Annotated in this window: 8 protein-coding genes; all 8 read left to right on the top strand. The window is 44.9% G+C overall.

What is annotated here, in order from left to right; all coding sequences use genetic code 11:
- Positions 1–45: 45 nt before the first annotated feature.
- The 8 genes from KB559_RS10345 to KB559_RS10380 all read left to right on the top strand — a co-directional run bounded on the left by KB559_RS10345 (position 46) and on the right by KB559_RS10380 (position 15,938).
- Complete coding sequence (locus KB559_RS10345) at positions 46–1,530, top strand: oligosaccharide flippase family protein (protein WP_211021661.1); 1,485 nt, start codon at positions 46–48, stop codon at positions 1,528–1,530.
- 259 nt (positions 1,531–1,789) lie between these two features.
- Positions 1,790–3,424, top strand: a complete 1,635-nt coding sequence (locus tag KB559_RS10350; RefSeq protein ID WP_211021662.1) for a sensor histidine kinase — start codon at positions 1,790–1,792, stop codon at positions 3,422–3,424.
- Positions 3,424–5,010: a response regulator transcription factor gene (locus KB559_RS10355; protein WP_211021663.1), complete on the top strand. Its 1,587-nt coding sequence runs from the start codon at positions 3,424–3,426 to the stop codon at positions 5,008–5,010. The genes KB559_RS10350 and KB559_RS10355 overlap by 1 nt, the downstream gene beginning before the upstream one ends.
- A gap of 244 nt (positions 5,011–5,254) precedes the next feature.
- Positions 5,255–6,607: an ABC transporter substrate-binding protein gene (locus tag KB559_RS10360; protein WP_211021664.1), complete on the top strand. Its 1,353-nt coding sequence runs from the start codon at positions 5,255–5,257 to the stop codon at positions 6,605–6,607.
- A gap of 99 nt (positions 6,608–6,706) precedes the next feature.
- Positions 6,707–7,579: a carbohydrate ABC transporter permease gene (locus KB559_RS10365; protein ID WP_211021665.1), complete on the top strand. Its 873-nt coding sequence runs from the start codon at positions 6,707–6,709 to the stop codon at positions 7,577–7,579.
- The gene (locus KB559_RS10370; protein ID WP_211021666.1) at positions 7,564–8,421 is read left to right on the top strand and encodes a carbohydrate ABC transporter permease; all 858 of its coding nucleotides are present in this window, start codon (positions 7,564–7,566) and stop codon (positions 8,419–8,421) included. The genes KB559_RS10365 and KB559_RS10370 overlap by 16 nt, the downstream gene beginning before the upstream one ends.
- 278 nt (positions 8,422–8,699) lie before the next feature.
- Positions 8,700–10,334, top strand: coding sequence for a methyl-accepting chemotaxis protein (locus KB559_RS10375; RefSeq protein ID WP_247681731.1), 1,635 nt, complete (start codon positions 8,700–8,702; stop codon positions 10,332–10,334).
- A gap of 333 nt (positions 10,335–10,667) precedes the next feature.
- The gene (locus KB559_RS10380; protein ID WP_211021668.1) at positions 10,668–15,938 is read left to right on the top strand and encodes an InlB B-repeat-containing protein; all 5,271 of its coding nucleotides are present in this window, start codon (positions 10,668–10,670) and stop codon (positions 15,936–15,938) included.
- The last annotated feature ends 85 nt before the right edge of the window (positions 15,939–16,023 follow it).

Below are 16,023 nucleotides of genomic sequence, written 5' to 3' on the forward strand. Positions count from 1 at the left end.
ATGTAATAAAAATGAGGTATGCACATTGAGTCCCTGGGGGCGAATATGAACAAACCTCATTTATTATTACAATCTGCAATTAGAGCCAGTGCAATGGCATTGGTAAAGTTGCTTGGCTTAGTGGGCCGAATCATTCTTGCCAGACTGGTTGGTGCAGAAGGAATTGGCTTGTACCAAATGGGTTATTCGTTATACGGTTTCGTTATTATGCTTTTTGGAGGGTTGCCTACTGCTTTGGCGATTATTACTGCAAAAAAGCCAGCGCAAGGGTGGCAACTCCTAAAAATACTATCATTCGGCATAATCATTTCGGGCGGTATTCTTAGTCTAACTGTATTCTGGAAGTCTCCCCGGATCGCGGTGTTGCTTGGCAATCCGGATTTAAACGGCGCACTGAAAAGTATTGCACCGGCCATCTTTGCTGCTCCTTTACTGGGGCTGTTGCGGGGCTATCTACAGGGACTCGAACGGTTTAGTATGATTGCCGTTTCGGAAGTGGTTGAGCAGGCTTCTCGAGTGTTTCTGATGCTGTTGATTATTTACTATTGTCTGCCTTCCGGATTAGGGGCTGTTATTGGAAAAGGGTTATATGCCACTTTTTTGAGTGTGGTTATTACCTTCATATTGCTGACGATTTATATTTCTTATCACGGTTTATATTCTTCCGGTTCACAGCAAACTAAATCATCACTCCCTATCAACTGGTTACTTCGGGCGTCAATCATGATTTCGGTTACCCGATTGTTGGTTCCTGCCTCTGAATTTGTAGATTCGATTCTTATACCTAACCGGTTAATGGCTTCGGGATACAGTCCTTCGGAAGCTATTTCGATTTACGGCATTATCACGGGGATGGCGGTTACTATGGTGTATACGCCCACGCTAATAACAGGAGCCCTTAGCCATACTTTAACCATGAGAATCGCCTCGCAGTGGCAGCAAAAGGAAAGAGTGAAATTTCATGAGCTTCTAAGGATCGCCATAAAATTAAGCTGGTTATGGGGATTGATTTCCGCTTCATTTTTATTTGTTTATGCCAAAGAACTTTCATTTTACATATTTCATACCGACAAGGCCGGTGAGTTAATCAAGTATTTATCGGTCATTCCAATTATTGTAGGGCTGCGAGAGATGACGACCAGCATACTTTGGGCTCAGGATGTTAAGAAGGTTCCCTTCCTAGGGCTTGCGATCGGGATAGGCTCTTCGACGATCATTCAGTTTTTTACATTGGCGATCCCTGGTTATGCTTACGTTGGAGCAGCAGCAGGTGTGTTATCCATGGAAATAGCTCCATTTATATTGAATATAGCGGTTTTTAAAAGAAACCTGAATATGATCAAAGTTTTACCTTCAGCATTGCTGGACGTTCTGGTAATCGGAGGAAGTATTATGGTGTTGGCACAAATAAAACCTAAATCAATCATAAGCTTCTCCGACTTTTTAATGAGCATTGTTTTCTTTTTTTCTTTAACAGGGATTTATATGATTTTGCGGTGTAGAGACTTGAGAAATATGAGTTCAAAATAATCCAAAACGTCTTTTTCCGTCGTTTGTTCGGGCTATGGCGAGTGGACTTTTTTAATCATAGGCATATTACCGGGTTCGTCGTAAAATAAAGGAACGATCAGAGATGGTTATGAGCTAAATTACGATAGAGGGGAACCCAATGATTCGAAATTTTAGAAATAGTATAAAGATGAAGCTGATGATCTCTTTTCTCGTTGTATTAATTATTCCAACGGCCAGTATCAGTGTAAGTACGAATTTGATTTCTAAATCTTTATTGATGGAACGGGTAAGTGAATCTTTTATGGACAACCTGTCCTATCTCGGCCAATCGTTAGAGTTTGATATGAAGGAATGGGAACGAATTATCGATTCTTTGCAAGTAAACCATACGATGGAGTCGATTTTTACGTCCAAATATGACAGCGACGTGGATTATTTTTTCGATGTAAAGAAGGCGGGCCAAGTATTTGATGATTGGGCCTACGCGTCCAATATGTACAAGTATATCTCTTCATTAGTCCTCATAGGCAGTAACGGGAAGATTATTCGCTATGGCGACGATGTAGGACATTTGGATGTGGATAAGCTCATCCGGAAAGATTGGCTGCAGGAGTTGAAGACATCCGACGGTAAGCTCGTATGGCTCGGTATTCACGAAAACTATGCGGATGTTCATTACCGGACACCTTATGTCATTTCTTTAGCCAAGCGTTTGGATTACGGAAAACATGATGTGATTGTGTATATGTCCTTTAAATCGCAGTTTTTTGTCGATAAGCTAAATACAAAGCATGATCCCAATAACAATCTGTATTTGCTCGACGGACACAACAAAATCGTTTACAATCGTGAAGCAAAGATTATAAACGAGCGATATGAGAATCCGATAAATACTCGTGTTAAAGGTGATACGGTGCGTCGAAGCTCAAACGGGGAGAAAATTCTGGTGGCTAGTCTTCCTCTCTCCAATACAGGATGGAGTATTGTGGAGACCATCCCTTTATCGACATTGACGGAAGGATATTCCTTAATTTTCAAGGTCACGGTCATCGTATTCCTGCTGTCCGTTTGTTTCTCCGGAATCATATGGTTCGTCATTGCCTCCAAAATTGTCAACCCGATCCAGAGACTTGCGAGAGTGATGAACCGGGTTCAGGGGAATGAACCTTCCGTGATCACGATGTCGAATCGTAAAGATGAAATCGGCCAGCTGACTCAAAACTTCAACTATATGATGAAGCGAATCGATCGCTTGCATCAAGAGCATTTGCAGGATCAAGCGAAGAAAAATGAAGCCGAGTACCGCGCGTTACAAGCACAGATTAATCCCCACTTTCTGTATAATACTCTGAATTCGATACGCTGGATGGCAACGATTCAGCATGCGGACAATATTCGGGAAACGGTGGAAGTGCTGGGGCGGTTGTTAAGGAATACCATTAAGACGAAAGAAACGATGATCCCGATCCATATGGAACTGGAATTGTTGAATGATTATATATATATTCAAAAAGTCAGATATAACGATAAATTTGAAGTATTATTTGAACTAGAACCATCCATTAAGGGTTACCGATGTCTAAAATTTATTTTGCAGCCTATTGTTGAAAATGCAATCTTCCATGGGATAGAACCTAAAGACGAGAGAGGAACGATTACCGTCCGGGTCTTTCAGGAACAGGAACGGATTGTTTTTGAGGTTCATGATAATGGCGTCGGGATGCCGGAGGAAGTATCGGAGAAGCTATTATCATGCCAAGAAGGCAAAGATGGTATAGGACTGAGAAATGTTCATGAACGGCTACAAAGGACATTCGGCAAAGATTACGGTCTGGAAATTGAAAGCCGTTGCGGAGAGTACACGCTCATTCGTATCAATCATCCCGTTATTCTGCAACAGGAGGATCAATAGTGATTAAAATACTCATTGTAGATGATGAATTGTTGGCACGTATAGGCATCAAGTCTTTAATATCCTGGAATGAAAGCGGATACTCGGTTGCGGGTGAAGCCGATAACGGCAAGAAAGCTTTCGAGATGATCAAGGAATTGCATCCTGACATTGTAATAACCGATATGAAAATGCCCGTCATGAACGGGATTGAGTTAATCCGAAAGGCGAAGGAGCTGCCGAATCCGCCGGATTTTATCGCTTTGAGCTCTTATGATGATTTCGATTATGTGAAACAAGCACTAGTACTGGGGGCAAAAGATTATTTTCTGAAGTTGGAACTAAAATCCGAACAGCTCGTATCCGCTTTGGAGCGAGTGAGCCAGGAGAGAAGCAGAACAAAAGCAGTGAAACGACATTCGAAGCAGCCCTATGCCGAAAATTTATCATCGAAAGATTATGAAATTGTTAAAAATAACTTTTTGAAAGAAATGATTCAAGGTAGTTACTACAAGGAGAATGAGATTGAAGATAAGCTTCGGAACTTGGGGATTTCATTTTCTCCGGATCGTATTCAATGCGGGGTAATCGTATTGAGTGGGATTGAAGTCTATCAAAAATACAAAAAAGACGACATACCTTTATTTCGGTTCACCGTCCAGAATATTATTTCGGAAATCGTATCCAACTATCGGCATGCGCATGCCATGTTCACGCAGTCTAAGGAAATCACGGTTCTTTATGCTCCTGTGCGGCAGGAGGAAATGGATGAGAAAATGGAAGAGCTGATGTCCTCCATGCTTAAATCGCTTAAAACGTATCTAAATATCACGGGATTCATCGGAATTTCCGAAGTTCGTTCAGGTTACGGTTCCATCAAGATGAGTTACGGGGAAGCGTTGGACAATGCCAAAAAGGATCATTTTCCTGAGGGTTTTTCAAAGCCATTCGTGAAACAAGACAATCCTATCCTGAATGTCAATAATTATATAAAGCAGTTTGACACAATTTTACAAGTTGCCGATAAAAATAAACTGGAGCAATGCCTGGGCTCCATAGCGGGAATGATTCAAGCTACATTTGCCGAGGACAAACACAAAGTGAAAAGCCTTTGTTCAGCCCTGCTGCTTTCCTTAAGCTCTTATATCGCGGAGCAGCCGACGCTTCAACTGGACCAGCTTTGGGGATCGGACCCTTATCAATCACTGGAACATTTGTATACCGACTATGATTATCTTGTCTGGATTAAGCATCTGGAGACGACCATTCACCTGGTTTTCAATACTTTAGGAGAATCCCGCAAATTAATTCAACAGGCGAAGCAATTCATTCATTCGCATTATGCACAAAATATGACTCTTGAAGTGATTGCGGAGGAGCTGAATCTTTCACCCAATTATTTAAGTTATTTGTTCCGTAAGGAAACCAAGGAAAGCGTCGTTGAATATTTAACCGGATATCGCATCGAACAAGCTAAAAAATTGTTAAGAACAACCCACTATAAAGTATACGAAGTCGGACAAATGGTTGGTTACGATAGCGAACAATACTTTAGCCGGGTATTTAAGAAGGTCGTAGGCATACCACCGGCCAAATATAAAATGTAATGAAGAAACTAAGTCCGTATTGATCCTTCGTGGCAATGCGGACTTTTCGCTTGAATATTCGAATTGTCTAATTTTTCTTACAAAAAGATAAGAGCTACGGAGTGCCTTGTTGATTACTTAGGATCGGGTTCATAAAAGAATTGGAAAAGATAAGTTTCCGAAATATTCTCCATTAACTTGAAGGTGCGAATTTTCTATACTTTCTTTATAAGCAAGAAATTAAGTATTTGGGGGAATTTAGTCTATGAAAAAGAGAAGTAAAATTGTCGCTTTGTTGCTTGCGGCAGTAATGTTGGCAAGCCTGGTGGCAGGATGCGGTTCAAATAATTCGAATAAGGATGCTTCGAACGGGCCATCTTCGGATACGGCGGATGCTGGCGGAAAGAAGACCGTTAAGATATACGTGGACGGGAACCGTGCCAAAGACGTTAATTTTTTGAATGTCGTTGATGGATTTAAAAAAGATACGGGGATTAACGTAGAGTTTAACGTGATTCCTGGGGACGGCGTAGATATTTACAAAAAAATTGATATTGATATGGGAGCTAAGGACAGTTCTACCGATATTATTTTGCTGGGGACCCCTATTTTGTTAGATAAGTATATCAAAAGCGGATCTCTACTTCCGCTCAACGAATTGATTCAGGAAGATAACTATGACGCGAAGGGCAAGTTTGGAAAATACCTTCAGGAAGTTGACGGCAATGTTTACAGTCTTCCTTTTGGTGCAGGAAATTGGGCGGTTTACTTTAACAAAAAGATATTTGACGATGCGAACGTTCCTTATCCATCCGGGGCTTGGACTTGGGATCAATATATTGAGACCGCTAAAAAGTTAACGGATAAATCCAAAGGAATCTATGGTTCGTATATGCTCGATTATGACTGCTACATGTATTTCACGGCACGGCAAAAAAATGTACCCGGTCATAAAGCGGACGGCACCTCGAACTATGATGATCCGGCATTCAAGGAGGCACTTCAGTTCTTTGGCGATCTCGGAAATGTGCACAAGGTTCAACCAAGCTGGATGGAATTTAAAACAAAAAAATTGGCTTGGGATGGATTTATGTCGGGCAAATATGGGATGCACGTCATCGGAACCTGGTATACAAATATGTTCCTGGACAAGGAGAATTATCCGAGGGATTGGAACTTTGGCATAGTGGAACTCCCGACCCCTGAGGATGGAGCCGGAAACAACAATCTTGGCGTAATTAGCAGCCTAGGGATTAATGCCAACACCAAGCAACCGAAGGAAGCTTTTGAATTTGTTAAATATTTCGCCGAAAACAATTATAAATTTACAGGAGATCAGCCGGCTCGCGTAGATTTAACGGATAAAGACATAAACGACATGTTCCAAACCCTCGTTGACCGGCTTGACGGCGAAGTTTCGGTAGATGATTTGAACAAAGCGATTTATCAAAATGATTTAGGCTTTGCCGATGAGAAAATCGTAGGCCCGGCTTCCGCGGAATATAGCAATATTATTTTGCAGGAAAGCGAGCTGTACTTAATCGGTCAAAAATCTTTGGACGATACCGTAAAATCCATTAAGGAACGTGCAGATCAAGCCATCAAATCCGAACAGTAAAATCCAAATCAGAATATCAAATTTGTTGGGTTGGGCTGCCATAGGTAGCCCACCTACTATTTAGTGGGGTGAAGCAGCATGGTATCCATTAGAGAATCGATGAAATCAAGCGAAGCAAAAGCGGGGATCGGGTTCATCCTTCCATTTTTGGCGGGTTTTCTGATTTTTAATTTATTCCCGCTTCTCTATGCCTTTTATATTAGCCTTGTCGATTACAATACCTTGAAGCCGAGTTTTAACTTCATCGGCTTTGATAACTTTACTAGAATTTTTCACGACCCAATCGCGTTGCAAGCCTACTGGAGCAGCTTTCTTTACACATTAATATATGTCCCGGCTTTGATCGTGCTCTCTTTCTTTCTCGCAGTATTGTTGAATCGTAAGTTTTTCCTGCGGCCTGTCAGCCGAACGATGATTCTGATTCCGTATGTGGCCAACGTAATTGCGATTGCGATGGTTTGGTCCATGATACTCGATCCTTATGACGGTCCCGTCAATGCCTTCCTCCATCTAATCGGGGTCCAAAACCCGCCGATGTGGCTGGGCGGAACGAAAACGGCACTCCCAACCATAGCGCTCGTTAACGTTTGGCAAAGTCTATCCTTCCAAACCATTGTCTTCTTGGCCGCGCTGCAAGGCGTGCCGAAGGAGTTGTATGAGGCCTCGGAGCTTGATGGGGCTGGACGATGGAAAAAGGTACGCAATGTGACCATTCCGTTGGTTTCTCCAACCACCTTTTTCCTGGTAATCACAAGCGTAATCGGTTCTTTCCAAAACTATGCTTCCGTACGCGCATTAACGAATGGAGGACCCGGGGTAGCTTCGAGAGTCATCTCACTCAACATCTATGAAGAAGCATTCACCTATAACCGCTACAGTTATGCGGCGGCACAGGCCATCTTGTTGTTTGGGGTTATTCTTGTAATTACGATCATCCAGTGGAGGGGGCAGAAGAAATGGGTTCACTATTAATGAAAAGAAAGAAATCCTACGCTGAATTTTCAATCTCGACGGTCATCGTTTCAATTATAATTTTCCTGCTCGGCCTGATGATGGTAGTTCCCTTTTTATTCATGATTTCAGCGGCGCTTAAGCCAAATGCGCTTATATTCTCGGAACCTCTCAAGTTCCTGCCCGATCAAATCTTTTGGGACAATTTCAAAACGATTTTCCATCACGAATATTTCTTCAAATGGTACGGAAACTCAATCTATATCGTAGTTTTGACGATGATTACGAGATTTATCGTCGTGACCATGGCTGCTTATGCCTTTGCTAGATTGACTTTTCCTCTTAAAAATACAATCTTCTTCCTCTTGATTTCAACCATGATGATCCCGGCCGATACCACGGTAATCGCCAGATATATGCTGTATAGATCATTGCATATTTACAATTCGGAATGGGCTCTGATTATTCCGGCCACGTTCGATGTATTCTTTATCTTCTTGCTGCGCCAATTTTTTGCGGGTTTGCCTAAAGAGATTTCCGAAGCGGCAGTAGTTGACGGCTGTTCCCAATTCAAAATTTATTACCGGATCGTCTTGCCGCTCGCGGTTCCCGCGCTTGTGACCATGCTGTTGTTTACTTTTATTTGGACCTGGAATGATTTCGTAAATCCTTTTATCTTTATTTCCAGCATCGATAAGCAGGTCGTCACCGTAGGGTTGGAATATTTCCAGGAACAAGCGGGGACGGACTATGGGCTGCAAATGGCAGGAGCATGTATTATTGTCATTATCCCGATCCTATTGTTTGCATTCTCCCAAAAATATTTTGTCGAGGGGATTGCAAGCTCCAGTGTAAAAGGATAGACTCGACGATAGAGTGTTGCAAGCCCCTTGAATAAAGGTTTCCTTTTCATATGTTGTATATTTAGGCAGCTTCTTGCAGGCAAAATTCTGCAAGAAGCTTTTTTATACAAACAGGGTCCTAAGGGGTGTACTAATATAGGTATTTATACCTAACAAATTCAACTGAATTAGCCGATATACCTACTATAGTCTCAAAAATATATTACATCATAGGAGAGTCACACATTATGAAGGTCTCGGTAAGGAAAAAGATTTTGTTAGGCTTTTTAAGCGTCGTAATGTTGTTAGGATTAACAGGCGGTATTTTTTATTTCGAGGTCAAGAAGATGGATGAATCTTATTCCGATTTGGTTGATCGGAGGGCGGAAATTCTTTCCCATGCTAAAGATGTGCAGAATTACGCTTCGAGAGAAATCAGCAGCCTCAGAGCCATTTTGTTGAGGGAAGAAGGGGCTTACGATTCATTGAAAGAAGTCATCTCCGGGTTGGAGTTCTCCGTTCAACAAATGGAAGGCTTGGTGCAGCTTCAAAACACTAAGGATGAGATACAGAAAATCACCAGCCTGAACATGGAATTCGTAAATAAGGTCGAGCAGGTTGTAGAGATGCTCAGAACTCGTCCCGAAGAGGCGTCAAGAATAGCTATAGAAGAAGCCATGCCCTTGGCCCGGAGTATTAGAGATGACGTAGATGCATTGGTGTCCGATCAGGCTCAACGCATGAAAGAAGGCAGCAAGGCAAATACGGAGCTGGTGGATTCCATTAATTTCACTATTATCGTATTAAACTTGTCGGCGCTTCTATTAGCCCTCGCGATTAGCGCGCTTGTCGCGCGCATGATCTCCAAGCCGATATCGGCAATGGCGTCAGCCGCGAAATCGATCGCGGATGGGAATTTGAATATAGCGGATATTTCCGTTAAAAATAGAGATGAGATTGGCAGTTTGGCGGACTCTTTTAATCTAATGAAGAGAAACCTGCACGATCTGATCAGCCAAATCGGCTGGAACAGCACCCAGGTTGCCGCTACCTCCGAACAGCTTTCCGCCAGTGCGGAGGAGAGCACCAAGGCAACGGAACAAATTTCAAATGAAGTTCAGGAAGTTGCAGCCGGTGCGGAGAAACAAATGACATTGTCGGATGAATCCGCCCAAGCTGTTGTTCAGATTCATGATCAGATGAATCAGGCTGCTTCTACCATCCATGCGATGGCTAGCTATATGGAGTCGACCAATAACAAAGCGATATCCGGCAACCAAGTTGTGTTGAACACCGTTGATCAGATGAATGCCGCTCAAGCATCGGTAGGCGTGACAGTGGAAGTGGTCCATGATCTGAACCGGAAGCTGCAGGAAATCGGCCAAATTGTCAATCTGATGACCGATATCGCAAGACAGACGAACCTGTTGGCGTTGAACGCGGGAATCGAGGCTGCCCGGGCGGGAGAACACGGCGGAGGCTTCGGGGTTGTGGCAAAAGAGGTACGGGGCTTGGCGGCCCATTCCAACGATGCCGCAGAACAAATAAAGTCGCTGATTCAGGAAGTGCAAACGAAATCGGAACATGCGGTTCGAGCGATGAACGAAGGAGCGGCCACCTTGGATAACGGCATCCAATTGGTACATAGAACGGGAGATACATTCCAAGAGATAGCGAATTCGGTAGAACGGTTGACCGAAGGATCCCGGAACATATCAGAGATGTTCGAACAAGTTACGCAAAGAGCGGTAACGATGACGGAATCGATAGAGCATATGGCACGGATTTCCCGGCAATCCGCAGCCAATACGCAAAACGTTGCGGCTTCAGCTGAAGAACAAAATGCTTCAATGGAAGAAGTGTCTGCCGCTGCAGAATCTCTGAGCAGCATGGCCTTAGAGCTTCAGGCAACTATCAAGAAATTCGCAGTATGATCTATTTGCTAGATATATAGTAACTTAAAAAGGACTCAAGTAAGGGCAAAGTGACCTTGCTTGAGTCCTTTTTTTATTAGTTTCTTTCGACTCTGTCGAATAATTTGAAAAAAAAGGTGAATTTCGTCATTTTAATACTATTCATATGGGACAGGTTATAATATAGTTTTTTTAATAGGCATTTAAAATTTGTGCATTTAAAAATTCAGGAGGTGAGGTATGTTACAACGGAGACAACTATTTATTCCAGTCCTTTTGTTTTTTGTGTTATTTTCTTGGCTATCACCGCAAGCATCCGCGGCAACAATCGATTTTGGAACTGCCCGAGTAGATGTGGAGACTAATGATGTCCAAGATGGGTATGCGCCTCTAAAGCCGGTGCCATTGGGGGACGATCTTCTGTTGTATTGGCAGGACTATACGACTACGAAGGATTATCTAGAATTGATTCATCCTGACGGTTCATTCAGTTCGCTGCCCGCTCCGACGATTAGCCCGAGAACGAATGATCAGAGCGATACGATTATTTACGAGGGGCTTTCGAATGGCAATATTCTTGTGTATTGGTACAGCGGCAGTTCGGGTACAGGGCTTACGGATACTTATTTTAAAATCATCAATCAGAATGGAACCGAAGTTGTTGGAGCTACAAAGATAAATTCGAGTCCGGGCAGCTTGAATCGGTTCACGAAAGTCGCTGAATTGTCCAATGGCAATTTGGCGTTTGTCTGGGCGACAGACGGCAGCAATTACGCTCTGAGAAGATTCCAGCCGAATGGTACCCCTGTAGATGCTGCACAATTGTCGGTAACTTCTCTGGCGGGGATTTCGGGGTCGCAATACACTCATGATATTGCAGCCCAGAAGAACGGCAAGTTTATGATAATGATTTCATATTATAACCCCAACTATGTTGGAATGATTTTTAATAATGATTCACCGACGCCGATTCAGATCAATGGGCAGAATTCTTTCGTCATTTCAAACCGGGGCGAAAACGGGAATGAAGTTCAATGGTTGAAAGCTATGCCGGACGGAAGATTCTTAGCAATTTATCGAAAGAAGACGGGGGCCGATACCAGCTCCAGGAGCGCGGTATACCAAATTTTTAATTCCGATGGCACCGTATCCAAAGCGGAGACTCTGATTCGGAATCTGAATTCATGGGGAGGCATATCCGAACCAATCCTGCTTCCTGAAGGCGGATATTTACTCGAAACTTCATATTTGGACTACAATACCGAACCCGATACATATCATTCCTATTTCGAAATTTACGACGATTCAGGAGTGTATCAAGGCGATGTAACGGCCAGCTTTCCAACGTTAAATGATCAATACGGCACAAGTATTCTTTTTTTGGATGTGGACGGGAAGCTTTCTCTTCTGATTAATGATAAGGAACCGAATCGAGCTACTTATGACGTTTGGCTTTTAAGGCACAGTCAAGCTGCGAGCTACGAGGTGACTTTTGAAGATTGGGACGGGACCGTGTTGAAGACGGAGACGGTGAACCGCGGAGAGGATGCCACCGCACCAGCGGCCCCTTCGAGAACCGGCTACACATTTACGGGCTGGGATGTCGGGTTTACGAACGTAACTTCAGCTTTGACGGTAAAAGCGCAATACAAAGTAAACCAATATACGGTGAGCTTTGATAGCAATGAAGGCAGCTTGGTAACGGAAATAACGGCGGATTTCGGTTCGAAGATCGTTGCTCCGGCAGAACCGACGTTAGAAGGCTTCACCTTTGCTGGCTGGTATAAGAACGAGGCATTAACGCAAGCCTGGAACTTCGCCATAGACACGGTTCCGCTGAACGGAATTACACTGTATGCGAAGTGGAACATCAATGTTTATCAGGTCACATTTGAAGACTGGGACGGAACCGTGTTGAAGACGGAGACGGTGAACCACGGAGCAAATGCTACGGCACCAGCGTCACCTTCGAGAACCGGCTACACGTTTACGGGCTGGGACAAGGGCTTCTCTAACGTGACTGGAGCCTTGACGGTGAAGGCACAATACGAAGCGAACCAATATACGGTGAGCTTCGATAGCAATGGAGGCAGCCCGGTAGCATCGGTTACGGCGGATTTCGATTCATTGATTGTTGCGCCGACTGAGCCAACGCTGGAAGGCTTTACATTTGCTGGCTGGTACAAGGACGAGGCGTTGACGCAAGCGTGGAACTTCACCACGGATACGGTTCCACTGGACGGGATTACACTGTACGCGAAGTGGAACATCAATGTTTACCAGGTCACATTTGAAGACTGGGACGGAACCGTATTGAAGACGGAACCGGTGAACCACGGAGCGGATGCTACCGCACCTGCGCCACCTTCGAGACCTGGCTACACGTTTACGGGCTGGGACAAGGGTTTCACCAACGTGACAGGAGCCTTGACGGTGAGGGCGCAGTACGAAGCGAACCAATATACGGTGAGCTTTGATAGCAACGGAGGCAGCTTGGTAACGGCAATAACGGCGGATTTTGGTTCGAAGATCGTCGCTCCCGCGGTACCGACGTTAGAAGGCTTCACCTTTGCTGGCTGGTATAAGGACGAGGCATTGACGCAAGCGTGGAACTTCACCACGGACACGGTTCCACTGGACGGGATTACACTGTACGCGAAGTGGAACATCAATGTTTATCAGGTCACATTTGAAGACTGGGACGGAGACGTCTTGAAGACGGAACCGGTGAACCACGGAGCAAATGCTACGGCACCTGCGTCTCCTTCGAGACCCGGCTACACGTTTACAGGCTGGGACAAGGGTTTCACCAACGTGACCGGAGCCTTGACGGTGAAGGCACAATACGATGCGAACCAATATACGGTGAGCTTTGATAGCAACGGAGGCAGCCTGGTAACGGCAATAACGGCGGATTTCGGTTCGAAGATCGTCGCTCCCGCGGTACCGACGTTAGAAGGCTTTACCTTTGCTGATTGGTATAAGGACGAGGCATTGACGCAAGCGTGGAACTTCACCACGGACACGGTTCCACTGGACGGGATTACACTGTACGCGAAGTGGAACATCAATGTTTACCAGGTCACATTTGAAGACTGGGACGGAACCGTGTTGAAGACGGAACCGGTGAACCACGGAGCGGATGCTACGGCACCTGCGCCACCTTCGAGACCTGGCTACACGTTTACAGGCTGGGACAAGGGTTTTACCAACGTGACCGGAGCCTTGACGGTGAAGGCGCAATATGAAGCGAACCAATATACGGTGAGCTTCGAAAGCAACGGAGGCAGCTTGGTAACGCCTATTACAGCGGAATTCGATTCATTGATCGTTGCGCCGACTGAACCTACGCTGGAAGGCTACACCTTTGCTGGCTGGTATAAGGACGAGGCATTGACGCAAGCGTGGAACTTCACCACGGATACTGTTCCGTTGGACGGAATTACTCTGTATGCGAAGTGGACGATCCAATTGCCATCGGTACCCTCAAATCTAAGGGTAACGACAGGAGATGGCCAGGTCACATTAAACTGGGACTCCGCATCTGGTGCAACCTATTATGACGTATACATGTCTACGACGCCGGGACTGGCCGGCAAAACCTCGATTGCAACCGTAACGGAGGCAACCTATCAAGTATCGGAACTGAGTAACGGTACCACTTATTATTTTGTAGTTAAAGCCGGAAATGCCGGCGGTTTGAGTACCGAATCCAATGAGGTGAACGCTACTCCGCAGATTCCTGCACCGGGAGCGCCCGTATTGCAGCAAGCAATTGGGGGGAATGCCAAGGTACAACTGTCATGGAGTCCGGTTCTTGGATCTACGGGATACCAGATTTACCAAAGTACTGAATCCGGCATTTATGGTTCAGAGACCGCTACGGTTACTGAGTCGGTATACAGTTACGAAGTGGACGGATTAACCAATGGTAAGGTTTACTACTTCGTGGTCAAAGCAATTAACGAAGGCGGCTTAAGCGCAGAATCTAATGAAATGAGCGCAAAACCGGCAACCGTTCCATCTGCTCCAAGAGATGTTACTGCGGTGGCTGGAAACGGTCAGGCAACGATCACCTTTACTTCTCCTGCCGACAATGGCGGCAGTTCTATTACAAAATATGAGGTGACATCATCGCCAGGTAATATTGTAGCGACAGGAGTAGGAAGTCCGATCGTCATTACCGGTCTATCCAACGGGACAAGTTATTTCTTTACCGTAAAAGCAATAAACGAACAGGGCGGCAGCGAGTCGTCCGCGTCATCCAATACCGTGACGCCGTTTGTTTCTTCAGGGAATAATGATCCTGGTTCTTACAGTCCGCCGGCCCAAACGACACCTTCGAATCCGGCAGTAACGACGGAGAACAAGAACGTAAATATTCTCGTAAACGGCAAAGTTGAGAATATCGGGACGCAATCGTTGGACGTAGTGAACGGGCAACAAGTTACTACCATTCAAGTTGACGAAGCGGAATTCCAAAAACGTCTTGAAACGGCGGGTAACGGGGCAGTCATTACTATTCCGTTTGACGGGGAGAGCGACATCGTGATCGCCGAACTTAACGGCCGCATGTTGAAGAACATGGAGGATAAGAAGGCGACAGTGGAAGTTCGTACAAACGGGGCAGTATACACGTTGCCTGTGCAACGCATCGACATCCAGTCCCTGGCCAAGCAGTTCGGGAGCAACTTGGAAATTCAAGATATTATGCTCCGAGTTGAAATTGGAATCCCGTCTAAAGAAAGTATCCAAACAGCAGAAAAGGCTGCTTCTGCCCAAGGGCTGCAAATGATAGTTTCTCCGTGGAATTTTAGTGTTAAGGCAGTCTACGGTGGCCGCACGTTGGAAGTGACGAAATTCGATTTCTTCGTTGAACGCTCCATTGCGATTCCGAATAGTGTGGATCCGAACAAAGTCACTACGGGGGTAGTAGTGGATCCGGATGGGTCTATACGCCATGTGCCAACAAAAGTTATAAATCAAGAGGGGACCTATTATGCGCAGATTAACAGTCTAACGAATAGTATGTACTCTGTTGTATGGCATCCTGTAGAATTTGCTGACGTGGAGAATCACTGGGCAAAAGATGCGGTAAACGACATGGGATCAAGAATGGTCATCAACGGAACAGGAAACGGGATGTTCGATCCGGATCGTGATATTACCCGTGCCGAGTTTGCATCCATCATAGTACGCAGCCTGGGGCTTAAGCAGGAAAATGCTCCAGAGTCGGCGACATTCTCTGATGTATTCACGTCGGATTGGTTCAACGGTGCAATCAATACGGCATCCGCGTACCAGCTGATCAACGGCTTCGATGACAGCTCATTCCGTCCGAACGACAAAATAACCCGGGAACAGGCGATGGAGATCATCTCCAAAGCGATGAAGATCACGGGCTTGGAAACAAAAGGTTCGACCTTGGACTCGGATTCGACGCTTCGTCCATTTGCGGACAGCGAAGACGTATCCCATTGGGCAATGAATGGCGTAACATCTAGTGTTCAAGCGGGCATCGTATCCGGAAGAAGTGTAAACGAACTTGCACCAAAATCATTTATTACTCGTGCCGAAGTATCGATGATTGTGCAGCGTTTGCTTCAAAAATCCGATTTAATTTAAGCGTAACGGTTAGTTATAGTTATAATAAAATTTGGCCGCTCCAAAAGCAGATATTTGCTTGGGAGCGGCCATTTCATTTATAGAG

Source organism: Paenibacillus sp. Marseille-P2973, from assembly GCF_018101095.1.
Lineage (GTDB): Bacteria > Bacillota > Bacilli > Paenibacillales > Paenibacillaceae > Fontibacillus > Fontibacillus vini.

Bases quoted from the DNA above. Each gene is read 5' to 3' on its own strand.
- KB559_RS10345 (WP_211021661.1), top strand. From the start codon at position 46: ATGAACAAACCTCATTTATTATTACAATCTGCAATTAGAGCCAGTGCA.
- KB559_RS10350 (WP_211021662.1), top strand. From the start codon at position 1,790: ATGGAACGGGTAAGTGAATCTTTTATGGACAACCTGTCCTATCTCGGC.
- KB559_RS10360 (WP_211021664.1), top strand. From the start codon at position 5,255: ATGAAAAAGAGAAGTAAAATTGTCGCTTTGTTGCTTGCGGCAGTAATG.
- KB559_RS10365 (WP_211021665.1), top strand. From the start codon at position 6,707: ATGAAATCAAGCGAAGCAAAAGCGGGGATCGGGTTCATCCTTCCATTT.
- KB559_RS10370 (WP_211021666.1), top strand. From the start codon at position 7,564: ATGGGTTCACTATTAATGAAAAGAAAGAAATCCTACGCTGAATTTTCA.
- KB559_RS10375 (WP_247681731.1), top strand. From the start codon at position 8,700: ATGTTGTTAGGATTAACAGGCGGTATTTTTTATTTCGAGGTCAAGAAG.